This window comes from Caballeronia arvi (assembly GCF_001544695.2).
GTDB lineage: Bacteria > Pseudomonadota > Gammaproteobacteria > Burkholderiales > Burkholderiaceae > Caballeronia > Caballeronia arvi.
In genome coordinates, this window is sequence record NZ_FCOM02000001.1 from 139,907 (window position 1) to 164,204 (window position 24,298).

Annotated in this window: 26 protein-coding genes; 18 read left to right on the plus strand and 8 right to left on the minus strand. The window is 64.1% G+C overall.

Annotated elements, in window-relative coordinates; all coding sequences use genetic code 11:
* The first annotated feature begins 8 nt into the window (after positions 1 to 8).
* Positions 9 to 1,445 carry a dihydrolipoyl dehydrogenase gene (locus AWB74_RS00625; protein ID WP_061144850.1) on the plus strand — a complete coding sequence of 479 codons (1,437 nt, stop codon included), beginning with the start codon at positions 9 to 11 and terminating at the stop codon, positions 1,443 to 1,445.
* A gap of 82 nt (positions 1,446 to 1,527) precedes the next feature.
* Here the strand turns inward: AWB74_RS00625 and AWB74_RS00630 are convergent, their stop codons facing one another.
* The 3 genes from AWB74_RS00630 to AWB74_RS00640 form a co-directional block, all read right to left on the minus strand.
* Positions 1,528 to 1,884: a hypothetical protein gene (locus AWB74_RS00630; RefSeq protein ID WP_061144851.1), complete on the minus strand. Its 357-nt coding sequence runs from the start codon at positions 1,882 to 1,884 to the stop codon at positions 1,528 to 1,530.
* A gap of 264 nt (positions 1,885 to 2,148) precedes the next feature.
* On the minus strand, positions 2,149 to 3,045 hold the full coding sequence (gene mmsB, locus AWB74_RS00635) for a 3-hydroxyisobutyrate dehydrogenase (protein WP_061144852.1): 897 nt from the start codon (positions 3,043 to 3,045) through the stop codon (positions 2,149 to 2,151).
* 12 nt (positions 3,046 to 3,057) lie between these two features.
* Entirely contained in the window at positions 3,058 to 4,590 is a 1,533-nt protein-coding gene (locus AWB74_RS00640; protein WP_061144853.1) for a CoA-acylating methylmalonate-semialdehyde dehydrogenase, read from the minus strand.
* A gap of 205 nt (positions 4,591 to 4,795) precedes the next feature.
* Here AWB74_RS00640 and AWB74_RS00645 point away from each other — a divergent pair, with 205 nt between their 5' ends.
* From AWB74_RS00645 to infA, 6 genes are all read left to right on the plus strand, one after another.
* Positions 4,796 to 5,761, plus strand: coding sequence for a LysR family transcriptional regulator (locus AWB74_RS00645; RefSeq protein WP_061145230.1), 966 nt, complete (start codon positions 4,796 to 4,798; stop codon positions 5,759 to 5,761).
* Positions 5,762 to 6,046: 285 nt separating this feature from the next.
* Complete coding sequence (locus AWB74_RS00650; RefSeq protein ID WP_087038727.1) at positions 6,047 to 6,997, plus strand: M23 family metallopeptidase; 951 nt, start codon at positions 6,047 to 6,049, stop codon at positions 6,995 to 6,997.
* Positions 6,984 to 7,346, plus strand: coding sequence for a hypothetical protein (locus tag AWB74_RS00655; protein WP_061123523.1), 363 nt, complete (start codon positions 6,984 to 6,986; stop codon positions 7,344 to 7,346). The genes AWB74_RS00650 and AWB74_RS00655 overlap by 14 nt, the downstream gene beginning before the upstream one ends.
* A gap of 47 nt (positions 7,347 to 7,393) precedes the next feature.
* Positions 7,394 to 7,828: a bactofilin family protein gene (locus tag AWB74_RS00660; protein ID WP_061144855.1), complete on the plus strand. Its 435-nt coding sequence runs from the start codon at positions 7,394 to 7,396 to the stop codon at positions 7,826 to 7,828.
* 166 nt (positions 7,829 to 7,994) lie between these two features.
* A complete protein-coding gene (gene corA, locus AWB74_RS00665; RefSeq protein ID WP_061144856.1) occupies positions 7,995 to 8,972 on the plus strand; it encodes a magnesium/cobalt transporter CorA in 978 nt (325 codons plus the stop codon).
* Positions 8,973 to 9,470: 498 nt separating this feature from the next.
* A complete protein-coding gene (infA, locus tag AWB74_RS00670) occupies positions 9,471 to 9,737 on the plus strand; it encodes a translation initiation factor IF-1 (RefSeq protein ID WP_006999277.1) in 267 nt (88 codons plus the stop codon).
* A gap of 129 nt (positions 9,738 to 9,866) precedes the next feature.
* Here the strand turns inward: infA and AWB74_RS00675 are convergent, their stop codons facing one another.
* Genes AWB74_RS00675 through zwf form a run of 3 tightly spaced genes read right to left on the minus strand, consistent with a single transcriptional unit; the run spans position 9,867 to position 13,178 of the window.
* Positions 9,867 to 10,760 carry a Cof-type HAD-IIB family hydrolase gene (locus AWB74_RS00675; protein ID WP_061144857.1) on the minus strand — a complete coding sequence of 298 codons (894 nt, stop codon included), beginning with the start codon at positions 10,758 to 10,760 and terminating at the stop codon, positions 9,867 to 9,869.
* On the minus strand, positions 10,760 to 11,581 hold the full coding sequence (locus AWB74_RS00680; RefSeq protein ID WP_061144858.1) for an ROK family protein: 822 nt from the start codon (positions 11,579 to 11,581) through the stop codon (positions 10,760 to 10,762). Before AWB74_RS00680 ends, AWB74_RS00675 begins: the two co-directional genes overlap by 1 nt.
* A gap of 28 nt (positions 11,582 to 11,609) precedes the next feature.
* Positions 11,610 to 13,178: a glucose-6-phosphate dehydrogenase gene (zwf, locus tag AWB74_RS00685; RefSeq protein ID WP_087038768.1), complete on the minus strand. Its 1,569-nt coding sequence runs from the start codon at positions 13,176 to 13,178 to the stop codon at positions 11,610 to 11,612.
* Positions 13,179 to 13,395: 217 nt separating this feature from the next.
* Between zwf and AWB74_RS00690 the strand changes: the two genes are divergently transcribed.
* From AWB74_RS00690 to AWB74_RS00715, 6 genes are all read left to right on the plus strand, one after another.
* Positions 13,396 to 14,232 (plus strand): arylamine N-acetyltransferase family protein, encoded by an 837-nt coding sequence (locus AWB74_RS00690; protein ID WP_061145232.1) that lies wholly within the window; start codon positions 13,396 to 13,398, stop codon positions 14,230 to 14,232.
* 46 nt (positions 14,233 to 14,278) lie between these two features.
* Entirely contained in the window at positions 14,279 to 15,982 is a 1,704-nt protein-coding gene (locus AWB74_RS00695; RefSeq protein ID WP_061144859.1) for a peptidoglycan D,D-transpeptidase FtsI family protein, read from the plus strand.
* Between the two features lie 140 nt (positions 15,983 to 16,122).
* Complete coding sequence (locus AWB74_RS00700; RefSeq protein WP_061123516.1) at positions 16,123 to 16,488, plus strand: hypothetical protein; 366 nt, start codon at positions 16,123 to 16,125, stop codon at positions 16,486 to 16,488.
* A 25-nt stretch (positions 16,489 to 16,513) separates the two neighbouring features.
* Positions 16,514 to 16,792 carry a hypothetical protein gene (locus tag AWB74_RS00705; protein ID WP_061144860.1) on the plus strand — a complete coding sequence of 93 codons (279 nt, stop codon included), beginning with the start codon at positions 16,514 to 16,516 and terminating at the stop codon, positions 16,790 to 16,792.
* A gap of 283 nt (positions 16,793 to 17,075) precedes the next feature.
* Positions 17,076 to 17,384 carry a hypothetical protein gene (locus AWB74_RS00710; RefSeq protein WP_061144861.1) on the plus strand — a complete coding sequence of 103 codons (309 nt, stop codon included), beginning with the start codon at positions 17,076 to 17,078 and terminating at the stop codon, positions 17,382 to 17,384.
* 189 nt (positions 17,385 to 17,573) lie between these two features.
* Positions 17,574 to 17,885: a hypothetical protein gene (locus AWB74_RS00715; RefSeq protein ID WP_061145233.1), complete on the plus strand. Its 312-nt coding sequence runs from the start codon at positions 17,574 to 17,576 to the stop codon at positions 17,883 to 17,885.
* Between the two features lie 12 nt (positions 17,886 to 17,897).
* Here AWB74_RS00715 and AWB74_RS00720 read toward each other — a convergent pair whose 3' ends face one another.
* Together AWB74_RS00720 and AWB74_RS00725 are read right to left on the minus strand one after the other, a co-directional pair.
* Positions 17,898 to 18,755 (minus strand): formate/nitrite transporter family protein, encoded by an 858-nt coding sequence (locus AWB74_RS00720; RefSeq protein WP_061144862.1) that lies wholly within the window; start codon positions 18,753 to 18,755, stop codon positions 17,898 to 17,900.
* Positions 18,756 to 18,836: 81 nt separating this feature from the next.
* Positions 18,837 to 19,883, minus strand: coding sequence for a HoxN/HupN/NixA family nickel/cobalt transporter (locus AWB74_RS00725; protein ID WP_061144863.1), 1,047 nt, complete (start codon positions 19,881 to 19,883; stop codon positions 18,837 to 18,839).
* A 187-nt stretch (positions 19,884 to 20,070) separates the two neighbouring features.
* Here AWB74_RS00725 and AWB74_RS00730 point away from each other — a divergent pair, with 187 nt between their 5' ends.
* From AWB74_RS00730 to AWB74_RS00750, 5 genes are all read left to right on the plus strand, one after another.
* Positions 20,071 to 21,075 carry a fatty acid desaturase gene (locus AWB74_RS00730; RefSeq protein WP_061144864.1) on the plus strand — a complete coding sequence of 335 codons (1,005 nt, stop codon included), beginning with the start codon at positions 20,071 to 20,073 and terminating at the stop codon, positions 21,073 to 21,075.
* 25 nt (positions 21,076 to 21,100) lie between these two features.
* On the plus strand, positions 21,101 to 21,913 hold the full coding sequence (locus AWB74_RS00735) for a phosphate/phosphite/phosphonate ABC transporter substrate-binding protein (protein ID WP_061144865.1): 813 nt from the start codon (positions 21,101 to 21,103) through the stop codon (positions 21,911 to 21,913).
* Positions 21,914 to 22,015: 102 nt separating this feature from the next.
* The gene (locus AWB74_RS00740) at positions 22,016 to 23,011 is read left to right on the plus strand and encodes an LLM class flavin-dependent oxidoreductase (protein WP_061144866.1); all 996 of its coding nucleotides are present in this window, start codon (positions 22,016 to 22,018) and stop codon (positions 23,009 to 23,011) included.
* Positions 23,012 to 23,232: 221 nt separating this feature from the next.
* Positions 23,233 to 23,478, plus strand: coding sequence for a hypothetical protein (locus AWB74_RS00745; protein WP_035969404.1), 246 nt, complete (start codon positions 23,233 to 23,235; stop codon positions 23,476 to 23,478).
* A 445-nt stretch (positions 23,479 to 23,923) separates the two neighbouring features.
* Positions 23,924 to 24,178, plus strand: a complete 255-nt coding sequence (locus AWB74_RS00750) for a hypothetical protein (RefSeq protein WP_407642377.1) — start codon at positions 23,924 to 23,926, stop codon at positions 24,176 to 24,178.
* Positions 24,179 to 24,298 lie beyond the last annotated feature (120 nt).

Genomic DNA, 24,298 nt, shown 5'->3' on the forward strand with positions numbered 1-24,298 from the left:
GAAACGGAATGAACGAGATCGAAGTGGACGTCGCCGTGATCGGCGCGGGCACGGCCGGCATGGCCGCGTTTCGCGCGGCGCGGCTAGCGGGCGCGAACGCGGTGCTGATCGAGAGCGGCGAGCTCGGCACGACCTGCGCGCGCGTCGGCTGCATGCCGTCCAAGCTGCTGCTCGCGGCGGCCAACGGTCTGCACGATGCGCAAGCGCTCGCGCCGCGCGGCATCGAAGGCACGCATGCGCTCGAAGCCGATTACGCGCATGTGCTCGACTATGTGCGTCGCGAGCGGGATTACTTCGTGAAGGGCGTGCTCGAAGAAATCGACGCGTTGCCGGCCGGATTGCTGCTGCGCGGCCAGGCGCGCTTCGAATCGGCGACGCGCTTGTCGGTCGGCAGGGATACGCGCGTGGAAGCGAAGCGCATCGTGATCGCGACGGGCGCGGCGCCCACGGTCCCCGACGAGCTGAAAGTGTTCGGCGACAAGCTCATCACGAGCGACGATCTCTTCGAGCTGCGCACGCTGCCGAAGCGCATCGCCGTGTTCGGCACGGGGCCGATCGCGCTGGAGCTCGGGCAGGCGCTCGCGCGTCTGGGCGTCGAGATTTTCATGTTCGGCAAGGGCGGCAGCGTCGCGGCGCTCAGCGACAAGCCCGTGCGCGATGCGCTCGTCGCGGCGCTCGCCGACGAATTCTATTTCGATCCCGAAGCGAAGTTCGACGAGCTGTCCTTGCGCGATGACAAGCCGTTCCTGCGCTTCAAATCAGCCGAAGGCCAGGCGCACGCGGAAAGTTTCGATCTCGTGCTCGCCGCCACCGGCCGCGCGCCGAATCTCAAGCCGCTCGCGTTGCAAAACGCGGGCATCGAACTGAGCGAGAAAGGCGTGCCGCTCTTCGATGAAACCACGATGCAATGCGGCCAGAGCGCCATTTTCGTCGCGGGCGATTGCGACGGCACGCGTCCGTGGCTTCACGACGCCGCCGACGAAGGCAAGCTCGCCGGCGACAACGCCGTGCGCTTCCCCGACGTGCGGCCGGTCAAGCGCAAGGTGCCGTTTGCGATCGTGTTCAGTGAGCCGCAGGTGGCGATCGTCGGCGCGTCATACGACGATCTCGACAAGCAGATGACGGTGACCGGAGAAGCCTCGTTCGAAAATCAGGGGCGCAGCCGCGTGATGCGGCAGAATCGCGGACTCCTGCACGTCTATGCCGACGCGAAAACCGGCAAGCTGCGCGGCGCGCAAGGCTGCGGCCCGGCGATGGAGCATCTGGGCCATCTGCTCGCATGGGCGTTGCAACTGGAACTGACGCTGGATGAAGCGCTCAAGCTGCCGTTTTATCATCCCGTCGTGGAAGAAGGGCTGCGCGGCGCGCTGAAGGATGCGGACAGGAAATGCTACGAAGAACGGTCCGAAACGCCGCCCGCGTTGGCGAGCGCGGCGGGTTGCTGAATCGAATCGAGTTGCAGTGCAATAAAAACGCCGGTTGAGATCAACCGGCGTTTTCGTGTTCAGAGAAGAAATTCGTTTCGGCTTAACTTCCGCTCAGGCCATATTGCAGTGCAAGGTCGAAACCGAGCACGACCATCGAGCAGAAAAGCCCCAGCAGCAAATTCGCCATTCTGTGTCCGACGTCCTTGTGCTTCGTCAGAACAGCGCCTGCGAGGAACGCGATTTCCACGATGATTTGCATGCAGAACACGGCGATCATCAACGCGAACTCATAACCCATAGAGTTGAAGTTCATGAAGTTGAAGCCGTTCACCGCCACCCACGACCCCACTCGCCAGACTTCGTATGCCAATAGCAGCAACGGAAAGAAATAGCTGGCTACATAAGTCGGCACCGTGGCGTGCCGCAATTCCATATTTAAGTGTCGTGTTACTTGCATCGCGTACTCCTCATCTGATTGCCCGAAAACGACGGGCGTTCTACCAGCACCGTGGCGCAACCGGAGCGTTCGACTCGAACGGCAGACGGGCGTCGTGCTTTCAGAATAGGACAAATTTTTGGAAAGCGAATCATCGTTATCCCGATGATCGCGCCCAGTATGCGATTGCGCGACGCGTTGTGCAGTGCAACTTAATAAAGCCGTTATTTATTGACCCTTATTCGGCACGCACGTGCGTGCCGGGTCATTTACTCGTTAGATTGCTTATTGCTCGTTTTGTTGCTTCGCATACAGCTTGATAATGCCTGAAAAATCGAGTCCGCCGAGTCCCTGCTGGCTCATCGACTGATACAACTGTTGTGCCAGCGCGCCCATGAAAACCGGCTGCTTCGCGCCGCGCGCCGCATCGACGGCGAGACCCAGATCCTTCAGCATGAGGTCCGCGCCGAATCCGCCCGAATAACCGCGCGAAGCCGGCGCCGTTTCGATGATGCCCGGATAGGGATTACACGTATCCGAACTCCAGCAACGTCCTGTCGATGTGTTCAGGATGCTCGCCAGTTTCGTCGGATCGATGCCGAGCGTTTCGCCGAGCTTCATCGCTTCGGCGACGCCGATCATGGAAATCCCCAACAGCAGGTTATTGCAGATCTTCGCGATCTGACCCGTGCCGGTTTCGCCGCAGCGCACCATGTTTTTTCCCATCCCGGACAGCACGGGACGCAGCGTTTCGAAGAGCGCCTCGTCCGCGCCGACCATGAAGGTCAGCGTGCCCGCCTGCGCGCCGACGACGCCGCCCGACACGGGCGCATCCGCGAACGGATTGCCCTGGCGGCCCGCCGCTTCGCCGATGAGCTTCGCGGTGGCCGGATCGATCGTGCTGCTGTCGACGAGCGGCACGCCTTTCGTGACGCCCGCGAGCACGCCGTCATCGTTCAGATAGACCGCTTTGACGTGTTGCGCGGCGGGCAGCATCGTGATGACGACTTCCGCGCCCTCGGCCGCCGCGCGCGGCGATGCGGCGAGCGTCGCGCCCGCCGCTTTCGCCGCGTCGAGCGCGGCCGGCACGAGATCGAACGCTGTTACGGCGTGGCCCGCCTTCAGCAGATTGGCGGCCATCGGACCGCCCATGTGACCCAAGCCAATGAAGCCGATTTGCATGAGAACTCTCCCTCAGCGAAGCGAGATGGTCGTGTTCACGCCGTCGTTCACGGTGGCGTCGTCGAACCAGCGCGCGGTAACGGTTTTCGTCTGCGTATAGAACTGCACGACCTGTTTGCCGTACGGCCCGAGATCGCCGAGCTTCGAGCCGCGCGAGCCCGTGAAGCTGAACGCCGGCACCGGCACCGGAATCGGAATGTTGATGCCCACCTGACCGATATCGATCTCGCTCTGAAACTTGCGCGCCGCAGCTCCACTCTGCGTGAAGAGTCCGACGCCGTTGCCCATCGGATTGCGGTTGACGAGCGCGATGGCGTCATCGAGCGACTCCGCTTCGAGCACGCACAGCACCGGGCCGAAGATCTCGGTCTTGTAGATCGACATGTCGGGGTTCACGTTCGTGAAGACCGTCGGGCCGATGAAGTTGCCGCTCTCGTAGCCCTTCACGTCGATATCGCGGCCATCGAGCGCGAGCGTCGCGCCCTCTTCCACGCCTTTACCGATCAGACCCAGAATGCGCTCCTTCGCGGCCTTCGACACGACCGGACCGACATCCGTGTTCGGCTCCATGCCCGCGTTGACCTTGAGCGCCTTCGCCCGCTCGACCAGTTCCGGCACCCAGTCCTTCGACGCCCCGACGAACACCGCCACCGACGTCGCCATGCAACGCTGCCCTGCCGCGCCGAAGCCTGCGCCCGCGAGCGCGTTGAGCGTCTGCTCCTTGTTTGCGTCGGGCAGAACGACGGCGTGATTCTTCGCGCCCATCATCGACTGCACGCGCTTGCCGTGCTGGCTCGCGAGGTTGTAGACGTGCGTGCCGACGGCCGTCGAGCCGACGAAGGAAATCGCCTTGATATCGGGATGCGTGCAGATCGCGTCGACCACGTCCTTGCCGCCGTGCACGACGTTGAGCACGCCCGCCGGAATGCCCGCTTCGAGCGCAAGTTCGACCAGTTCCATCGTCGAGAGCGGGTCCTGTTCCGACGGCTTCAGCACGAAGGTGTTGCCGCAAACGATCGCCATCGGGAACATCCACAGCGGGATCATCGCGGGGAAGTTGAACGGCGTGATGCCCGCGCAGACGCCGATCGGCTGACGCAGCGTGTAGGTATCGACGCCGCCCGCAACGTTTTCGGAGAATTCGCCTTGCTGCAGCGTGCTGATCGAACACGCATGCTCGACGACTTCGAGACCGCGGAAGATGTCGCCTTCGGCATCGGCGAGCGTCTTGCCTTGCTCGGCCGTGAGTGTCTGTGCGATGCGCTTCTGGTTCTGACGCACGAGATCCTGAAACTTGAGCATCAGGCGCATGCGAACGCCGAGGGGCGTGGTGCGCCACGTCTGAAACGCCTTGTGCGCTGCGGCGACCGCGGCATCGACTTCGTCCTTCGTCGCAAAAGGCACGCGGCCGACCACTTCCTGCGTCGCCGGATTGACGATGTCGCGCCACTCGGCCGTCTTCGAATCCACGAACTGGCCGTCGATGAGCAGCTTGGCCGTACGGACGGACGCACTCTGCGCCGGATGTTCAGCAGCGATATTCACGAGTTACTCCTTGATAGGGAAGTTGCGGACGTACTGAAAGGGAGGGAAAGCGAAGACGCGCCGATGCGGCGCCAGGGGAACAGCATGTCGTCTCCGTCTTATGAGAATCGGCCCGTGTTTTTGCAGGCTCGTTGAGTTGAGTATAGTTATGCAAAAGTCCATCATGGCACTATAAAAATACCCGATCGATATGCAAAAAAACGCCATGCAAAATCCCGGCAAACTCGACCTCGCCCGCCTCAACTGGGACGATTTGCGCTTTTTCCTCGAAGTCGCCCGCACGCAGCGCGCGAGCGGCGCAGCCAAGCGCCTCGGGGTCGATTACACGACGGTCGCGCGCCGCGTGCGTGCGCTCGAAGATGCGCTCGGCACCCTGCTGTTCGACAAATCGCGCAGCGGCGGATTCATTTTGACCGCCGAAGGCCAGCGCCTGCTCGGTTTCGTCGATTCGATCGAGACGACGGTGCAATCGGCCACCGAGCAGATCGCCAATACCGGGCATGCGTTGTCGGGCCATGTGCGCGTCGGCTCGACGGAAGGCTTCGGCTGCTTCTTTCTCGCGCCGCAGCTCGCGCGGTTTCAGGACGCGCATCCGAACATTTCCATCGACTTGCTGCCGGTGCCGCATTTCGTGAGCCTTTCCAAGCGCGAGGCGGATATCGCGGTGACACTCGAGCGCCCCGAACAGGGCCAGTACGTCTACACGAAGCTGTGCGAGTACCGGCTCAAGCTCTACGCGACGGCCGAGTATCTGGAAGCGCACGAGCCGATCCGCAACGCCGAGGACTTGCGCCGGCATCGCTTCGCTAGTTATATCGACGATCTCGCGTTCAGTTACGAACTGCTGTATCTCGAACGCGCGGTGCCGGGCGCGGTGTCGCAATGGCGCAGCACGAGCGCGATCGCGCAATATTTCGCGGCGCTGCAAGGGCGCGCGCTCGCGATCCTGCCGTGTTTCATGACTTCGCCCGATCCGCGCTTCGTGCCGGTGCTGCCCGACGAAATCGTCGTGACGCGCGCCTTCTATCTGTCATGCCGCGAGGACCTGCGCAAGCTTAAGCGCATCACGGCGGTTTGGGACTATCTGCGCGCGGCCGCCGAAGCGAACCGCGCATTCCTGATGGGCGATGACCAGCACATGGTCTGGGTCGATGTCAAGCCATCCCGATGAATCGCGATACTTTTTGACCGCCGAGAAAACATATATGTGTTAATTAATCCCGTTCATTCCTGCATCACAAAATTTGACTCGATGTAATCATGTAATTTTGCTTCGACGTCCTGTTTAAACATCACTTGCGCGCGATGCGTGCGGCATAATCGCCGCCCAGTTTCATTGCTTTGCCGTGGAGAGCGCGGCGCACTCCATTCCCGTGATTTTTCCTAGTCTTTTTTCTGCCGGCCCAACGGGCCGCCGCGTGCGCTGATGGCTTTCGTCATCTGGTCACGGCGGACCATGTCCCACCAGCGCATCCGCTTCGTCGAGGCGCGCACGGCGCGCGCCATCGCGATCATCGGCAGCATCGCGCTTCTGATTGCCGCGCTCGCGCTGGGCATTGCGATCGGCACGATGTTCGGCCGCAGCCATCTCGGTGAGGAGCAGGCGCTGATGTCGCGCCGCTCGTACGAGATCGAGGAACTCGGCCGCCTCAACGCCGCGCTGATCGAGCTCACGCCGCGCGTCGAAGGGCTGTCCGCGCAAGTGCACGAACTGCATGATTTCGACGATCGTCTGAAGGCCACGCGCGGCACCGGCGGCCCCTCCGGCGTGCACGACGTGCCGCCGCTGCCCGACAGCGAGGAAGGCGCCGCGGCGCTCGACGGTGCAGGCGGACCGGCGCTGCCGCCGCGCCTGTGCGACACAAACCGCGCAAGCAGCGGCACGCCGCGCCAGCGTCTCAAGGGCGCGCGGCGCATCATCGATTGTCTGAACGACGAGGTGTCGCAACTGCAAACGCAGACGCTCACGCATTACGCGGCGTACATGGCGTTTCCGGGCCGCAATCCCGCGCCCACCGCGCGCAGCGGCTCGCCCTACGGCAATCGTTTCGATCCGTTCACCGGGCGTCTCAGCTTTCATCCCGGCATCGATCTGGTCGCGCCGACCGGCACGCCGATTTTTGCGAGCGCAGGCGGACGCGTCGTGCAGGCCGGCGAGCGCAACGGCTATGGCAACGCGGTCGATGTCCGTCACAGCAACGGCATGATGACGCGCTACGGACATGCGTCGCGCATCCTCGTGAAGACCGGCGACTACGTGATGCCCGGACAGGAAATCGCGGAGATCGGCTCGACCGGACGTTCCACGGGTCCGCATCTGCATTTCGAAGTGATCGTCGACGGCGCGCAGATCAATCCCAATCCTTACCTCGCGCTCTTCAAGCGCAAGCCGAATGCGCAAAGTTGATTTGAAGCGGCGATCGCTGCTCACTCGCCAGTCCTATTCGCTTACGCCCAAACGCGGCGCGGGTATCTGGCTGGGCCTGATCGCCGCCGTGTGCGCCATGACGGCCCTCGCCGCCGCGGGCTTCGCGCTCAAGCGCTCGCATGAAGAGGTGCGCAAACTCGATACGCTCTGCGCGCCGCCCGTCTCCGAACAGAAGCTGCGCGAGCAGCTCGCGCACGCACAGTTCGCGTTCGAACAGGAAGCGGCGAGCCGCGCGTCGCTCGAGCAGCGCGTCACCGAAAGCACCGCCGAAATCCAGCGCCTGCAGACGGATCTCGCATTCCTCAGGAAACAGCACGCACCCAACTGAAGCCGCGCGCTTCACGCAACCCTTTTACTGCATCGCAAGGACCCGAGATGTTTTCATCGAAGAAAGATCCCAACAACGTCAAGCTCGCGAAGCTCGCGACGCTCATCGCGCACAACGTCCACATTTCGGGCGATCTCGAATTCAGCGAAGGTCTGCGCATGGACGGCCAGGTCACCGGCAACGTGACGGGCCGCCCCGGCGAAGAGACGCTGCTCGTCGTGAGCGACCAGGGCGCGATTCGCGGCAACGTCAGCGCCTACGACGTCATCATCAACGGCTGCGTCACCGGCGATGTCACCGTCGCGCATTTCGTCGAGCTTCAGTCCAACGCGCGCGTGACGGGCAACATCTTCTATCAGAAGCTGCGCATGGATATCGGCGCGACGGTCGAGGGCAAGCTCACCCGCTTCGATGCGCAGCCCACTCATGTGCCGGCGCTGCCGAGTCCGCCGGAGTACGGCATCGATCTCGCCGCGAACTGACGGGAGCAATGAGCGCCACTCGATGGGCGCTCGTTGGCAACCGCTCGCATGTCCGGCTAAGATTCGTTGATGAAGGCCACGCGCTCGCGCCCCAAGCGATTCACGCGACTTCGAGCGCCCATCGACGCGTGGCCCGTCACATCGACAGAACTATAAAGGGCGCCTCATGCTGGTCAATTGCGCGGCTTATCAGAACGGCCGCAAGCTCGCGGACGTTCATATCGACGATATCAACGCGTATCGGGACCTGCCCGACTCTTTCATTTGGGTTGCATTGAAAGAACCCGGTCCCGGCGAGCTCGCGCACATGACGCATCAGTTCGGACTGCACGAGCTGGCGGTCGAAGATGCGCAGCACGGTCATCAGCGGCCGAAGATCGAGGAATACGGCGACTCGCTGTTCGCGGTCTTTCATACGGTCGAGTTCGATGAAGAAGGCGAAGTGCTCGTCGGCGAGATGAACGTGTTCGTCGGCAGGAACTATGTGCTCTCGGTGCGCAATCGCACGACGCAAGGCTTTCAGGAAGTGCGCAAGCGCTGCGAGCGCGAGCCGCATCTGCTCAAGCACGGGCCCGCTTTCGTGATGTACGCGCTGCTCGATGCGGTCGTCGATCGATACTTCCCCGTGCTCGAGACGCTCGGCGCCGAAGTGGATGAAGTGGAAGAGCGCATCTTCGAGCAGAAGGGCTCAGTGGAATCGCGCGAGATCATCGAGGACCTGTATTCGCTGAAGCGCCGCATGACGATCCTGCAGCATCACACGGCGCCGCTGCTAGAAGCTGTCAGCAAACTGTATGGCGGACGGTCGCCCGGCGTCTGCTCCGGCATGCAGGAATATTTCCGCGACGTGTACGATCACTTGCTGCGCATCGTGAAGACCATCGAAGGGCGGCGCGAAATGATCGTCACGGCGATTCAGGTCAATCTCGGCCTGATCGCGCTGGCGGAGAGCGAAGTGACCAAGCGCCTCGGTTCGTTCGCAGCGCTCTTCGCCGTGCCGACGATGATCGCCGGCATCTACGGCATGAACTTCAAGAGCATCCCGGAACTGGACTGGGTCTACGGCTATCCGACCTGTCTCGCCGTCATGCTGGTCGTCGATCTGGTGCTGTACTGGCGTTTCAAGAAGGCCGGGTGGCTATAGCCACGGCTGCGTCGTCCACGCAACGGAAAGCGCCGCAGAAGGAACCTTCGGGCGAATTTCATTGTCTAATCAACCGATTTGCGCGAGAATGTCAGCGGGGCTTGCAAATCGCCTCCTCGACCGCATATGACGTAAGCGTATCGCAAACGCGCTCACTTCCCGGATTCACCGCTTTTCGTTTCAACTTGCACGTCGGCTTCGCTGTTCGCCGATGTCGCCGTCCCGGTCATGCCGGCCAGGGCGCGCCGCCAAAGCGGCACGCACGGTCGTCCGGCCTATGCCGTCAAGCTCACAACGAGCCTGAAAGAGAGACGCGGCGCGCTCCGAAACGCACGTTTTACGTGCCGGACGTGCCGGGCCACGCTTTGCATCGCCTATAACGTTTCGTAGCGACGCGATTGCGCGCCTGGCGGCGTTGCGCGGCCGTTCTTCGGCGTTACACGCTGGACCGGTACGATGCGTAGCAGCACCCATTACAACTGACCACAGGAGCCCCATATGGCGAAAGAAGAACTCATCGAACTCGACGGCATCGTTGACGAAGTGCTTCCCGACAGCCGCTATCGCGTGACGCTGGACAACGGCGTCGTCGTAGGCGCGTACGCCTCGGGCCGCATGCGCAAGAATCACATCCGGATTCTGGCCGGCGACCGCGTGACGCTGGAACTTTCGGTGTACGACCTGACCAAGGGCCGCATCAACTTCCGTCACAAGGACGAACGCGCAGGCGGCGGCGCCCCGCGCGCACCGATGCGTCGTCGCTGATTTTCATCGTATCCCTGCAACCGGCGTGAGCATGATCCGCAGCACACGCTTCTGAACCTTCCGCGGATCACCTGTACTTCGACGCCTCGCGCTTCGCCACGCTGGCGGCGCCTCGCGTCGATGCCTGCCCTACCCGTTTCGAGCCTCTTGACGCGCCGCCAGCAGCGCGTCGATGCCGATCGCGAAGCCGTCTTCGTCGTTGCTCTTCGAGACCAGGCTCGCGCGACGCTGCACGGTTTCCGACGCCTGTCCCATCGCGATCGATACACCCGCGATCTCGAACATCGCCATGTCGTTGCCCATGTCGCCGAGCACGGCCACGCGTTCGAGCGGCACGTTCGCGATGCGCGCGAGTTCGCGCACCGCCGTGCCCTTGTTCGCTTCGAGGCTCGTCACGTCGAGATAATAGGTCTGCGAGCGCGCCGCATGGCCCCGGCCTTCCAGCTGCTTCTGCAAGTTCGGTTCTACGCGCGCGAGCAGCGCCGTATCGGCCGTCGAGCCGACGATCTTGTCGACCGCGTCGAGATCGATATCGTCGAAACGCGTGACGAGCACGCCTTCGTAGCCGACAGTGCGCGTTTCGAGCGGCACGTAGGTCGCATCGGGATTGGTGAGATACCAGTTGTCGTCGATGAAGACCCACACGTCGACATTCGCGGCGGCGAACGCTTCGAGCGACGTCTGCACGACATCGCGCGGCAGCTTGTGCGACGACAGCACTTCCCACGTCTTCGGCCGAACCAGGCTGCCGCCGTTGTACGACGCGTACGGCATGTCGATGCCGAGCGGCTCGACGATATGCCGCATGCCCTTGCCCGGCCGGCTGCTCGCCACCGTGAAGCGCACGCCGGCTTCGCGCAGGCGGCGCACCGCGTCGATGGCAGGCTGGCCGAGTGTCTTGTCGGTGTAGAGCAGCGTGCCGTCGCAGTCGGTCACGACGAGTTCCGCCTGGGCGAGCGCGTCGAAGGCCGCGGCGCCGTCGCCGGATGCGCTGACGAGGCCGAATTTGCCGTTGGCGTTCATCAGTGCGCCCCTTCCCGCTGATTGAAGTGCGGCAGCTGACGCGTCTCGCGCACCGAGCGCGGATGCCACAGCCGCGCGCCGCCTTCGATGCCCGCGGCGTTCGACACGATCGCCACGTTATCGGGCAGCTTGAACTTGATGTGCGCCGCGTTGCCGCCGCCGATCCACAGACGGTCGTAGTTCACGAGCGTCGCGAGAATGCCGATGATCTTCTCCACGCGCCGGCTCCAGCGCTTCTTGCCCGCCTTCTCGCGCGCCGCGTTGCCGATGTATTCGTCGTAGGTCTTGTCCTTCGCGACCGGATGATGCGCGAGCTCCAGATGCGGCATCAGCTCGCCGTCGCGAAAGAGCGCCGTGCCCGCGCCGGTGCCGAGCGTCAATACCAGCTCGATGCCGCGCCCTTCGATCGCCGCGAGCCCTTGCATTTCGGCGTCGTTGATCATGCGCGCGGGCACGTTGCCGAGGCGCTCGGAGAGCAGCTGCGCGAGCGGCACGCCGCGCCACGCCGGGGTGCCGAGATTCGGCGCGGTCAGCACGAGGTTGTCGCGCACGACGCCCGGAAAGCCGATGGAAATGTGCGTCGGCGGCTCCGCGACGATCGGCTTCACCAGTTCGATCAGCGTCTCGACGACCACGTCGGGCTTCGCCGGATGCGGTGTCGCCACGCGCACGCGGTCGCTCTTCATCTCGCCGTCCTCGGAGATGACGGCCGCTTTCAGCCCGGTCCCGCCGATATCGATCGCGAGAATGCGCTCGGCCCTGATCGCGAGTTTGTCGGCAGAGACATGCGTCTTCTGTTTGGCTTTGGATTCTGTGCTCACGCTCGTTGTCCTTTTGGTTGGGATGAGGTCAGTCGTTCTTTTGCGTATCGGTGAGCGAGCGCCACGTGCGGCCGTCCTGCGCCAGCAGTTGGTCCGCCTGAGCCGGTCCCGCGCTGCCCGCCGCATAGCCGTGCACGACGAGCGGACTGTCCGGATGCAGCACGCGATCCACCGCCGCCCACGCCGTCTCGATGCTGTCCGCGCGCTGAAAGAGCGTCGCGTCGCCGAGCATGCAGTCGTAGAGCAGCGTCTCGTAGCCGACGTTCGCGCGCTCCGCGAAGAAATCCGCGTAGCTGAATCTCGAGCGCACCTTGCCGATCTGCATGACCGGACCGGGTACCTTCACATTGAAGTCGAAACTCGTGCCGTGCGACGGATCGATGCGCAGCGTGAAAACATTCGGCGTCAGCGCATCGACGGGCGTATCGCGAAACAGCAGAAACGGCACGGCCTTCAGTTGCACTGAAATTTCCGTGCGCCGCTCCGTCAACCGCTTGCCGGTGCGCAGATAAAACGGCACGCCCGCCCAGCGCCAGTTCTCGACATACACGCGCGCCGCCGCATAGGTCTCGGTGCGGCTGTCCTTCGCGACGCCCGGCTCTTCCTTATAGCCCGGACCGGCCGGGCCCGCTTCGTACTGACCGAGAACGACGTCGTTCGCCGTGAGCGGGCGGATCGCGTCGAAGACTTCGGCTTTGCGGTCGCGCACGGATTCGGCGTCGAACGAATTGGGCGGCTCCATCGCCACCATGCCGAGCAACTGGAACAGATGGTTCGGCAGCATGTCGCGAAACGCGCCTGTCTGCTCGTAGAACCTGCCGCGCCCTTCCACGCCGATGGTTTCCGCCGCCGTGATCTGCACGTTGTCGATGTACTCGCGCCGCCAGACCGGCTCGAACATCGCGTTGGCGAAGCGCACCGCGAGAATGCTCTGCACCGTGTCCTTGCCGAGAAAATGATCGATGCGATACACCTGCGACTCGTCCGCGAATTCGAGCAGGCTGCGGTTGAGTTCCTTCGCGGACGCGAGATCGCTGCCGAAGGGCTTCTCGATCACGATGCGCCTGAAATTGCCGTCCTTCTCTTCGAGCAACCCCGCTGCGCCGAGATGCTTGATGATCGGTTCGAAAAAGCGCGCGCCCACCGCGAGGTAGAACACGACGTTGCCCGATTTCGCCTTTTGCAGCCGCGCCTTGAGCCGCGCGAACGTCTCGTCTTCCTCGAATTCCCCGGGAAAATACTCGAGCCGTCCGACGACCCAGTTCCACGCGTCCTCGTTCAATTGCGACGTGTGGAAGGTCGCGGCCTTGTCCGCGGCGAACTTGCGCAGCGATTGCGTGAGCTCGTCGCGCCAATCTGACGTCTCGCGCTCGCCGTGGTTCACGCCGATGATTTCCATGTCGTCGTCGAGCAGCTTGTCGGCGGACAGGTTGTAGAGCGACGGCATCAAAAGCCGCTTGGTGAGATCGCCGCCCGCGCCGAAGATCACGAGCGTGCAAGGCGGTGCGGGATGCTTGCCGGCGCAGGTCGCGCTCGCGGCGGGGTTGGCTGGTTTGGCCTGGTTCGACTGATTCGTTTCGTTCGCTTCTTTCTGCATGGCGTGTCGCCCCTTGTCGGTTGCGCTTGAACCTGGAAAGACCTGCATCGATGCGGCACAGTTCATTCGGACGACGTGCCGCAGGCATTCGAATCGAAAAACGTATGCTTTTTGTAATTTTTAACCTTTCGTGTCGTAAAATATGCGCGCTTGCGACGGAGCGCGCGGACACTGCGACATCGACGACGGCGTCGACAACCCAAGGCCGGGACACCTCATGAACGCACACGACACTTCCATCGACCTTATCGCCTATTTCGAGCGCATCGGCTTCGGCGGTCCCGCCCGGCCCGCGCCGACGCTCGACACGCTGCGTGCGCTGCATCTGCTGCATCCGCAGGCCATTCCCTTCGAAAATCTCGACGTTCTGCTCGGCCGCCCGGTCAGACTCGATCGGGAATCCATCCAGCGCAAACTCGTCACGAGCCGGCGCGGCGGTTACTGCTACGAACACAATCTGCTGTTTCGCAGCGTACTCGAGACACTGGGTTTTCGCGTGCGCAGCTTCGCGGGCCGTGTCCTGTGGGGCCGCGAAGCGTCCGAAATGCCGGCGCGCATGCACATGCTGCTGCTCGTCGACGTCGACGAAGGCACCTTCCTCACCGATGTCGGCTTCGGCGGCATGACGCTCTCCGCGCCGCTCGCGCTACAAACCGGCCTCGAGCAGATCACGCCTCACGGCGCGTTTCGCCTCGACGACGCCGGCGGCGAACCGCACGGCTACATCCTGAAGGCGCTCGTGAACGGCGCATGGACGAGTGTCTATCGGTTCGACCTCGACCCGCAGTATGACGCCGACTACGAAATGGCCAACCATTTCGTGTCCACCTGGCCGCAGTCGATTTTCGTGCACAACCTGCTTGCCGCGCGCCTCGCGCCGGGCAAGCGCTACGGCCTCTTCAACCGGCGTTTCTCGGCGCACGACGAACACGAAGGCAGCGCGCATCGCGAACTCGGCGATGCGGCGGATCTGCGCCGCGTCCTCGAAAACGAACTCGGCATTCGTCTGCCGGATAGCGCCGATCTCGACGCCGCCCTCGCGCGCCTTCCCTGAGACGCGCGTTCCGGTCGGCACAACCAAGCTTAATCACAAGACCACGATGTTCAAGAAGAAGACGCGCGGCGGCAGCGATTTCCAGACGCATCATCGCAGCACGGTGCTCGTGCATCCCCTGCCCGCGTGGCGCTCGCGCCTCGTGCTCATCGGCGTGACGGCGGCCTTCATGGCGCTCGCCGGGCGCGCGCTGTGGGTGCAGGTGATCGACCACAAGTTCTATCTCGGCGAAGGACAGAAGCGCTATCAGCGCACGCTGGCGCTCTCGGCGACGCGCGGACGCATCGTCGACCGTAACGGCGCGATGCTCGCCGTGAGCCTCGCCACGTACGAAGTCTGGGCGACGCCCAAACTCTTCGACGGCGATCACGGCAACGAAATCGCGCGCCTGCTCGACATGCCGCCGAAAGACCTGCAACGGCGCATCGACGGCAGCCGCGCGTTCGTGCTGCTCAAACGTCAGGTGGAAGCGGAAACCGCCGAGCGCATCGCGCAGATCGGGCGCGCGGGCATCACGCTCGCGCCGGATACGAAGCGTTTTTATCCCGAAGGCGAATCGGCGGCGCACGTGGTCGGCTTCACCAATAACGAAGATCACGGGCAGGAAGGCGTCGAACTCGCCGCCGACAAGCGCCTCACGGGCGAAGCCGGCCAGCGCGAAGTGATCCGCGACCGGCTGGGGCGCGTCGTGTCGCAGATCGGCGAGCCAGCGCTGCCGCAGAACGGCGAGACCATCCAGCTGACGATCGACCGGCGCATCCAGCAGCTCGCGTATTCGCAACTGAAGGCGGCGATCGCGAAGCACAAGGCGCGCGCGGGCAGCGTCGTCGTGCTCGATGCCAAAAACGGCGAAGTGCTCGCGCTCGCGAACTATCCGAGCTTCGATCCGAACGATCGCGCGCGCCTCACCGGCGAGCAGTTGCGCAACCGCGCGCTCACCGACACCTTCGAGCCCGGCTCGACGATCAAGCCGCTCGTCGCCGCGCTGTCGATCGATCTGGGCAAGGTGCGGCCCGACACGCGTATCGACACGGCGCCGGGCACGTTCAAGCTCGGCCCGAACGTGATCCACGACACCTCGAATCACGGCGTCATCACCGTGGCCGAGGCGGTGCAGATGTCGAGCAACGTCGCGCTCACGAAGCTCGCGCTGCAGATTCCCGCGCAAACCATCTGGGACAAGTATCGCGATTACGGCATCGGCCGTGCGCCGGAACTGACTTTTCCGGGCGCAGCGACCGGGCGTCTGCGTGCGCCCGAGCGCTGGAAGCCGATCGAGCAGGCGACGATGGCCTATGGCTACGGCCTCTCGCTGTCGCTCGTGCAGATCGCGCAGATTTATACCGCTTACGCCGGCGACGGCCGCTTTCACGCGGCCACGCTGATCCAGGGCGAAACGCGCCGCGCGTCCCCTCAGGTGACCAAGCCCGCAACGGCGAAAGCCGTGCGCAACATGCTCGAAATGGCGATCGGCGATCACGGCACCGGCCGCGCCGCGGCGGTCGACGGCTATCGCGTCGGCGGCAAGACGGGCACCGCGCGCAAGCAGGTCGGGCGCTCGTATGCGGCGAACAAATACCGCGCGTCCTTCGTCGGCATCGCGCCGATGAGCGATCCGCGCCTGATCGTCGCCGTGATGATCGACGAACCCACGGGTGGCACCTACTACGGCGGCACGGTCGCGGGTCCGGTGTTCTCGGGCATCGTCGGCGGGGCGCTGCCGCTGCTCGGCGTGCCGCCGGACGCGTGACGGATGCCGCGCAGGCCGGCGCGGCCCTTGCTGCGCCGCCTGCTGCAACGCTCGGAAACATCCCCGCGAACCTGACCGGACTGTAAAGGGCTTGTGCTCTAATGTCGTGTTCGGCACACCGAGACAACACGGGAAACACCATGAAAAAACTCGCCGCGGCGCTCGCGCTGCCTGTGCTTTTCGCCGCCTGCGCCCAGTTTCACAACGAAGACGCCGGACAACCCGAAGTCGAAAAGTCGTCGACGCAGAACAAGGTCAACGGCATCGTGCAATGCATCGCCGACGAAGCGAAGAAGCACGACGCGAAATATCAGCAGACCGCCATTCCGCAAGGCGTGATGCTCGAGTTCGGCGATTCGAACGTGATCAAGGTGCGTTACGACAACGGCGAAACCACGTACCGCTTCTATCCAGGCAAGCGTCATCCGTCGAACCTTTGGATCGAGGGCGCGGGCAAGAAGTGCGCGCCATCGGACACGCCGAGCCAGGACTCGACGGATAAATAACTCACGGAAAACATCCACACCCAACATGCGCTCGACCAAAGCCATCAGCGCCGTCGAACGGCTCAAAACCCGCAGCGGCAACGCGAACTATGCCGCCATCGCGATGCCCGGCGGCTTCTTCTATCTCGCCGAGCGCTCAGCCGTTGGCTCGAAAAAGCTCTCCGAGCCGATGCCGATGGACGACTTCGTCGCGTTCGTCAACGCACGCGAGCCCGCGAAGCCGCGCAAGGTCAGCAAGCTCGACATCGCGATGGAAGAGCAGATCGGCCGCAGCGGCAAGCACACGGCCAAACGCGACGAGTAAGCGCTTCATCCCCTCGGCCGCGCCGCTCCTCTCGCGGCGCAACATCGAAATCCTGTTGTCAGCTTGCACCAATGTGCGATGACAGACGGAGCCGGCAGCCTCGCCTTGCGTACATTTTTGCTAACGATCGGGCCCATTGAGAAGGGCGACGATCGGTCATCCGAATAAAAGAGCAAGGGCCACCCGCGACGGGTTCAAAAAATAGTGCGGGTGAACGGGGTGCCTGTACGGCGCGCGTGTCCGAAGTCGGGATCACGCGCCGCATGGCCGAGAGGAAGACCACATGAAGAAGAAGAAAAGTGAGGCCAAGGGCAGCCTTTTGCCCTCGGCATTGGCCGATATCGAACTGCAACATATCGAGCGCGCGCTCGCGCAGCTTCGCACGATGCACAAGCAATCTTCCGGCACGCTCAACGTCGAATACTGGCGCGAGCGGCTCACGGCCGTGATGAAAGGCTATGCGCTCGTTCCGGCGCAGAAGCAGCGCATCGAAGCGCTGCGCATTGCGCTCGACACGGTCGACAGCGGCCCGCGCGACGGCTCCGGCAGCCGCAGGAAATCGACCAACAGGCTCTGGGCGAAAGCGGCCTGAACCACCGCTTTCGCCCCTCGCGCCGCGGCGCGATCCCATCGTTGCACGCCGACGCTTCCCGCGCCGGGCGTGCAACGGCCATTCGAACTTTCCACGATTCACGGCACGCGCGTTTCGAACGCGCCCGGCCGGCTCGCCAGGCATCGTTCATGCTCGAAAGCAAGTCTTTCGATCATGCCGGGAGTCGTCATGTCCATTCATCGTCACGGCCGCGTGCGCCGACTCTGGCCGATGCTCTTCGCCAGCGTCATCGCGGCATTCAGCACCTACGGCGTCGCGCAAATCACGAACGACGGCGGCACCGGGCGTCAGGAACAGCGTCAGTCGGATTCGAACTCGCGTAACGAGCCGTCGGGCGCGCCGATGCATGAATCGCAGAAGCCGCAATCGAAGGATGCGGCGAAGGGGCGCGCCGCGACCGCTGGCAAGGACCATAAATCCGATGGCAGCACCGGCTTCGGAAACGGCCTCTACGGCACGGGCGCGGGCAACAACAAATGAGCCGCGCTCCGTTCAGTCGCGATCTTCCCGCGGCAGGTTCGTGATCTCCGGCGCGATCGCCGCATGATTGACGATCGCGACCAGCGATACGCCGCCGATCACGTTGCCGAGGAACGTCGGGATAAGGAACACGAGGAAGTAATCGGAGACGCTGGCCGCGCCGATCATCACCGCATAGGCGGATTCGACCGAGCCGGCGATCACATGCGTGAGCTTGCTCACGGCGACGGTGTAGGTCACGAGCAGAATCGTGAGCAGCCGCCCCGAGCGCGCGCTCGGCAGCAGCCAGACCATCAGCGCGATGAGCCAGCCCGAGAACACGCCGCGTACGAGCGTCACGCCGAAATCCGCGGACAGCGGCGCCATCGAAACGTGGGCGAGCGCGTCGCTGACTTCCGGCGAGAACACGCCGCGAATCTGGAGGATGCCCGCAAAGATCGCCGTGCCGACGAGATTGAAGAACAGCACGATCGCCCAGAGCCGCAGCGCCTTGAGCAAGGTCTTGACATCGCGCCGCGTGAGCACGGGCAGCACCGCCGTCAGCGTGCTTTCCGTGAAAAGCTGCTGGCGCCCGAGAATTACGAACACGAAGCCGATCGTATAGCCGAAGCTCGAAATCAGGTGGCGCCAGCTGGACTCCGGCAGCGCGCTTTCGAGGATCGACTGGACGAGAAAGGAAAAGCCCATCGACAGTCCCGCGGCGAGCGCCGACCACATCAGCGCGCCGAAGGTCCGCTCCATCGCCACCTCGCCCTCTTCGCGCACGATTTCATGGATCACGAGCGGATGCGGCGCGGAATGCTCGGCTGCCTGTTCTTTTTCGGCGCTATCGAGATTCGGCGATTTCGCCCCGGCTTGCGGGTCGTTCATGATCGTTCTCCCTGAACGCCGCTCGATACGGGAAGTGGATGAGCGGCTGGCGCATCCACGAAGCAGGAAGAATGCCCAACGTCATCGGGCGATGCAGCGATCCAGCGATTCGTAGCCGCGCCATTTGTAGATCAGCGCGGACACGAGCCAGCACGCCGCGAATACGCCGACGATCCCGTAGCCGAGCATCCCGAAGTGCCCGGACAGCGACGCCGCCAGATCCCACAGCCCGCCCTTCAGTTGCAGCCGGTCCGCGATCAGCCCGAGCGCCTCGATACCGCCGACCAGCACCGCGATCAGCACCGACATCAGCGTGACGGTGAGGTTGTAGTAGAGCTTGCGGATCGGCTTCATGAACGCCCAGCCGTAGGCGCCCGTCATCAGCATGCCGTCGGCGGTGTCGATGAGCGACATGCCCGCCGTGAACAGCACCGGAAACACGAGAATCGACCAGACAGGCATGCCGCGCGCCGCTTCGGCTGCCGCGATGCCCATCAGGCCGATTTCGGTCGCCGTGTCGAAGCCGAGCCCGAACAGAAAGCCGAGCGGATACATGTGCCAGCTCTTGCCGATCAGCCGGAAAAGCGGCCGCGCAATGTGCGCGAGCGGCCCGCCGCCGACCGCGAACATGTCGATGTCTTCGTCGCGGCACGCTTCGCCGCGGCGCACGCGCCGGAACGCGCGCCACACGCCGCGCAGCACGAAGAGGTTCATCGCTGCAATGGCGAACAAAAAAAGCGACGACACCGACGTGCCGATGATCCCGCCGATCTCGCGAAACTCCGCAAAACGGCCTTGCACGGCCAGCGCCGTCGCGGCGATCAGCGCGGTGGCCGCGACGACGATCGTCGAATGCCCGAGCGAAAAAAAGAAGCCGATAAAGAGCGGGCGCTTGCCTTCCTGCATCAGCTTGCGCGTGACGTTGTCGATGGCGGCGATATGGTCGGCGTCGACCGCATGGCGCAGGCCGAGCGAATACGCGAGCAGCGACGTACCGAGCAAGAGCGGATAGTGACGAAACGCGACGAGCGCCCAGACCCACGCGAGCACGTTGAACGCGATCAGTCCGGCGATGAGGCGCGCGGACTTGCGCGGCAGATTGCGATGCGGCTCGATCGGCTCGGACATGGCGCGCGCGATGGGTTTTAAAGGGACAAAGAATACCGTGCGCGAAAGCGTGGCCAATATTCCGGCTGCTCCACGAATGCCTGTCGAATGCTTATTGCGCCGATCGCGAAAACCTTAGGCGGAATCGTTGGTTTGGACGGCGCGAGCGCCCCGCTAGCATGGCCCTTCGCCTTTCCCTGTGTCCGCCATGCCCCGCTATCTCGACGACGACCAACGCCAGGAACTCCAGCGCCGACGCGAAACCTTCGGCTGGCGCAGCGAATGGCCGACGTGGGCGGTGATCGTCGCGATTTACGGCGGCTGGTTCGGCGTCGCGCTCAATGCGCGCACGCTCGGGCTCGTTCCGGCCGTCGCGTTGCTCGCGGTGCTGTCGTGCTGGTACATGTCGTTGCAGCACGAACTGATTCACGCGCATCCGACGCGCTGGCCGCTCGTCAACATGCTCTTCGGCCTGGCGCCGCTCGCGGTGTGGTTTCCGTACGAGGTCTATCGCGATTCGCATCTGCGTCATCACGACGACGCACATCTCACCGAGCCCGGCCGCGATCCCGAAAGCTACTACGTGACGCCCGGGCAATGGGCGAACGCCGGTCCCGTATTGCGCGCCGCGCTCGCCGCGCGCAATACGTTCGCGGGACGCATGCTCATCGGGCCGTGGTTCTCGATCGCGGCGTCGTGGCGGGAAGCGGCGCAGGCCATAGCTGAAGGACGCTGGCGGATCGTCGCCAGCTGGGCCGTGCATCTCGCGTCGCTAGTGCTGCTCGCGGGCTGGCTCGAATCCCGATGCGGCATTCCATGGCGCGCGTTCGTGTTCGGCGGCGGTTATGTGTCGCTCGCGCTGGCGTCGGTGCGCTCGTTCCAGGAGCATCGCGCGGCGGAGCGCCCGAGCGAACGCACGGTCGTCAACGAAGCCGCGTGGCCGTGGCGTCTGCTTTTTCTCAACAACAACTATCATGCCGTGCATCACGATCTGCCCGGCGTGCCGTGGTTCGCGCTCGGCGTTATCTATGCGCGCCGGCGCGACGCGTATCGCGCGAGCAATGGCGGCTTCGTCGTGCGCGGATACGGCGAATGGGCGCGCCGCCATGCGTTCGCGCAAGGCGCCGGGCCGGTGCATCCGTTCGCGGCGCCGAATTCGCCCGCCGATCGTCGCGTCGCGCAGAGCGGCGATGCCGCCCGCCTCGCGAGCTGACGCGCCGACCTGTACGATTCGACGCATGCACTGGATCGCCGCCCTGCCGATGTACAACGTCACGCCCGCGCTCGCCGCGGACTGGCGCACGCTGCTCGCGCACGTCCGTGAGCAGCTCGCGAACTGGCTGAGCGCGCGCGGCGATACGCTCGACATCGTCGATCCGGGTCCGGATCTCACCGCGTTCTGGCTGCGCGACGACGTGCTGTTGTCGCAGACCTGCGGCTATCCGCTCGTGCACGCGCTCGCGGATCGCGTGCGGCTCGTCGCCGCGCCCGACTTCGACGCGCCCGGCTGCGAGAACGGCGCGTATCGCAGCGTGATCGTCGCGGGGGCGCATGTCGCGGCGCAATCGATCGAAGCCTGCCGCGGCCTGCGCGCTGTCTACAACGACGACGATTCCAACAGCGGCATGAACCTCTTCCGCCACGCGGTGGCGCCATTCGCGCACGACGGACGGTTTTTCGCGTCCGCGACAAAAACCGGCGCGCATCTCGCGTCGCTGCGCGCGCTCGCGGAACAGCGCGCGGATGTCGCGGCGATAGATTGCGTCACGTTTTCATTTGCACAAGCGCATCTGTCGGAACTGGCGGAGTGTGTGCGCGTGATCGGCATGACGGCCAGGGCAGCCGCGCTGCCGTTCATCGCGTCGGCGCGCGTGCCGCACGATGACGTCGACACGCTTTTTCAGGCACTCGCGCATGCGCTCGATCGCGATGCGCCGCTTGCCCGCCGGCTTCGGCTCAAGCGTCTCGTCAAGCGCTCGCTCGCGGACTACGCTCCGATCCTCGGCTTGGAACGCGAAGCGATATCGCAGGGCTATCCGCGGCTCGCCTGACCGATCCGGCAGATTTCCCGGAGTTTCGGCACAATCGGCCTTTTCAGCGCGTGGCTCGCGGCGCACAGGCATCGCGCATTGCCACGTCTTCGGAAAGCCGCAATGATCCCCTTCTCGCTACTCGACCTTTCTCCGGTTCCGCTCGGCTCGACACCGGCCGACGCCTTCGCCCATTCGCTCGATCTCGCCCGCCACGCCGAGCGCTGGGGCTATCTGCGCTACTGGCTCGCCGAGCATCACAACATGACGGGCATCGCCAGCGCGGCGACGGCCGTCGTGATCGGCCATATCGCGGCGGGCACGACGACGATCCGCGTCGGCTCCGGCGGCATCATGCTGCCGAATCACGCGCCGCTCGTGATCGCCGAGCAGTTCGGCACGCTCGCGTCGCTGTTTCCCGGGCGTATCGATCTCGGGCTCGGCCGCGCGCCCGGCACCGATCAGACCACCGCGCGAGCGCTGCGCCGCGATCTGCAAGGCAGCGCCGAATCGTTTCCCGATGACGTCGTCGAGTTGCAACGCTATTTCGCCGATCCCGTCGCAGGCCAGCGCGTGCGCGCGGTGCCCGGCGCGGGCCTCAATGTGCCGATCTGGCTGCTCGGCTCGTCGCTGTTCTCCGCGCAGCTCGCGGCCGCGCTCGGGCTGCCGTTCGCGTTTGCATCGCATTTCGCGCCGGATTATCTGCTGACCGCGCTCGAGGTCTACCGCGCGCAGTTCCGGCCCTCCGCGGCCCTGAAAAAGCCCTACGCGATGGTCGGCGTGAACGTCTTCGCCGCCGATACCGCCGACGAAGCGCGTTTTCTTTTCACGTCGCTGCAACAGCAGTTCATCAATCTGCGCCGCGGCACGCCCGGCCAGTTGCCGCCGCCTACCGGAAACATCGCGTGGACGGATGCGGAGCGCGCGGGCGTCGAACATTCGCTCGCGTGCTCCGTCGTCGGCGATCCGGCCGATGTCGAAGCCGGCCTGCGCTCGGTGATCGCGCAGACCCAGGCCGACGAACTCATCGTCACCGCGCAGATCTTCGACCACCGGGCGCGCCTGCGCTCGTTCGAGATCACGAGCCAGGCGCGCGACGCGATCGGCAGGGACGCCTGAAGAAATTTGGGGTCGCAAGCCCCCCCAAGTTCGACGCTGGACGCGCGCGCTTTCGACAGGCAATAATGAGATACCGGAGAACGGCGCGGGCCGCGCCGTCCTTCGCGTCGCTTCATTCGCCAGGCTGAAACCTCTCGCAGCGCGCCCGAATTTCGTGCACGCCGGGGGACGGCGCGGCGACACAACAACAACGACGTCGCAAGACGGGAGGAAGAATGTCGATGCCGAGAAGCGCCGCCACCGGCGCCATGACGCTCCTGACGGAATACGACGAAGCCAGCGGACAGGAAGTGCGTTCGCTGCGCCTCGAACCCGCGGCGGACGGCAAAGCCGTACTGCTGATTGAAATCGACGAGCGCAAACCCGGCATTCACCGCGAAGTGCGTTATGAAATTACGCCTGCGGAACTGATTGCCGCCATTCGCGCCCACGGTGCGGAATTACCAGGGGAACAACATAGCCGTTAAAACGATTTAACAGTTGCCGAAGGCAGCATACAATGGAGTTAAGCGAGGTTTTCGGCCGCCATGCTGCATCGGCGGCTCTGCTTCGCGTCCGCTTCGTGGCTCCCCGTCTTGACTTTCCGCGCGTTTGCGTTCCGCGCATCCGTCACGGCGATGCCCGGGCGGGCGAACGTTCGCATTGGGGCAATGTCGGCATTAAAGGCAAAGTCACCGGGCGAATTAATAGGTGTGCGGTAAATACACTAATTGACGTGAGGCAGGCCCTGCGTCACGCTTCATAAAACACATATATTCAAGTCATCGAACCGCCCCGGTCCGCGCGGGGTATCGGTTCGCCCTCTGAAAATCAAAAAGCTGAATCAGGAAAGCCGTGGACGAAAGAAAGCGAGACAGCATCATTGCGTATCTGCGCAGCCGAATGGCTGAGTTCGGCATTACGGAAAGAGCGTTGGCCGAAGCATTGGCCGAAGCGCCGGCGGCGGCGGCCCCGCCGCCCTCCTTCACCAAGACCAACGGGACGCATGGCGCGCTGAAAACCAAGCGGCCGATGCCGCAATTGCCTTCCCTGCCCAATTCGGCGGGAGGCGCCGTGCCGATCTTCCGCAATGCGAGTGGCGACACGTGGGACGGCCTCGGCGATATGCCCGAGTGGCTCAAGCGAGCGGTGCACGCGGGTCAGGACATCGAGTTTTATCGCGTTTGAACGCCGTTGCAGTTCGCCTGGGCCCCAGCAAACAATGAGTCGGCGTGCGCTGCGCATTGCATAGGACACGCGCCCGAAACGGACGCGTGCGGCATTGCGCGCCGCGCATCGTCCGCGCGT

Bases quoted from the DNA above. Each gene is read 5' to 3' on its own strand.
- AWB74_RS00730 (WP_061144864.1), top strand. From the start codon at position 20,071: ATGCCCCGCTATCTCGACGACGACCAACGCCAGGAACTCCAGCGCCGA.
- AWB74_RS00645 (WP_061145230.1), top strand. From the start codon at position 4,796: ATGCAAAATCCCGGCAAACTCGACCTCGCCCGCCTCAACTGGGACGAT.
- AWB74_RS00660 (WP_061144855.1), top strand. From the start codon at position 7,394: ATGTTTTCATCGAAGAAAGATCCCAACAACGTCAAGCTCGCGAAGCTC.
- AWB74_RS00675 (WP_061144857.1), bottom strand. From the start codon at position 10,760: ATGAACGCCAACGGCAAATTCGGCCTCGTCAGCGCATCCGGCGACGGC.
- infA (WP_006999277.1), top strand. From the start codon at position 9,471: ATGGCGAAAGAAGAACTCATCGAACTCGACGGCATCGTTGACGAAGTG.
- AWB74_RS00650 (WP_087038727.1), top strand. From the start codon at position 6,047: ATGTCCCACCAGCGCATCCGCTTCGTCGAGGCGCGCACGGCGCGCGCC.
- AWB74_RS00735 (WP_061144865.1), top strand. From the start codon at position 21,101: ATGCACTGGATCGCCGCCCTGCCGATGTACAACGTCACGCCCGCGCTC.
- mmsB (WP_061144852.1), bottom strand. From the start codon at position 3,045: ATGCAAATCGGCTTCATTGGCTTGGGTCACATGGGCGGTCCGATGGCC.
- AWB74_RS00695 (WP_061144859.1), top strand. From the start codon at position 14,279: ATGTTCAAGAAGAAGACGCGCGGCGGCAGCGATTTCCAGACGCATCAT.
- AWB74_RS00710 (WP_061144861.1), top strand. From the start codon at position 17,076: ATGAAGAAGAAGAAAAGTGAGGCCAAGGGCAGCCTTTTGCCCTCGGCA.
- AWB74_RS00625 (WP_061144850.1), top strand. From the start codon at position 9: ATGAACGAGATCGAAGTGGACGTCGCCGTGATCGGCGCGGGCACGGCC.
- AWB74_RS00705 (WP_061144860.1), top strand. From the start codon at position 16,514: ATGCGCTCGACCAAAGCCATCAGCGCCGTCGAACGGCTCAAAACCCGC.
- AWB74_RS00715 (WP_061145233.1), top strand. From the start codon at position 17,574: ATGTCCATTCATCGTCACGGCCGCGTGCGCCGACTCTGGCCGATGCTC.
- corA (WP_061144856.1), top strand. From the start codon at position 7,995: ATGCTGGTCAATTGCGCGGCTTATCAGAACGGCCGCAAGCTCGCGGAC.
- AWB74_RS00655 (WP_061123523.1), top strand. From the start codon at position 6,984: ATGCGCAAAGTTGATTTGAAGCGGCGATCGCTGCTCACTCGCCAGTCC.
- AWB74_RS00690 (WP_061145232.1), top strand. From the start codon at position 13,396: ATGAACGCACACGACACTTCCATCGACCTTATCGCCTATTTCGAGCGC.
- AWB74_RS00630 (WP_061144851.1), bottom strand. From the start codon at position 1,884: ATGCAAGTAACACGACACTTAAATATGGAATTGCGGCACGCCACGGTG.
- AWB74_RS00725 (WP_061144863.1), bottom strand. From the start codon at position 19,883: ATGTCCGAGCCGATCGAGCCGCATCGCAATCTGCCGCGCAAGTCCGCG.
- AWB74_RS00745 (WP_035969404.1), top strand. From the start codon at position 23,233: ATGCCGAGAAGCGCCGCCACCGGCGCCATGACGCTCCTGACGGAATAC.
- AWB74_RS00740 (WP_061144866.1), top strand. From the start codon at position 22,016: ATGATCCCCTTCTCGCTACTCGACCTTTCTCCGGTTCCGCTCGGCTCG.
- AWB74_RS00700 (WP_061123516.1), top strand. From the start codon at position 16,123: ATGAAAAAACTCGCCGCGGCGCTCGCGCTGCCTGTGCTTTTCGCCGCC.
- AWB74_RS00720 (WP_061144862.1), bottom strand. From the start codon at position 18,755: ATGAACGACCCGCAAGCCGGGGCGAAATCGCCGAATCTCGATAGCGCC.
- zwf (WP_087038768.1), bottom strand. From the start codon at position 13,178: ATGCAGAAAGAAGCGAACGAAACGAATCAGTCGAACCAGGCCAAACCA.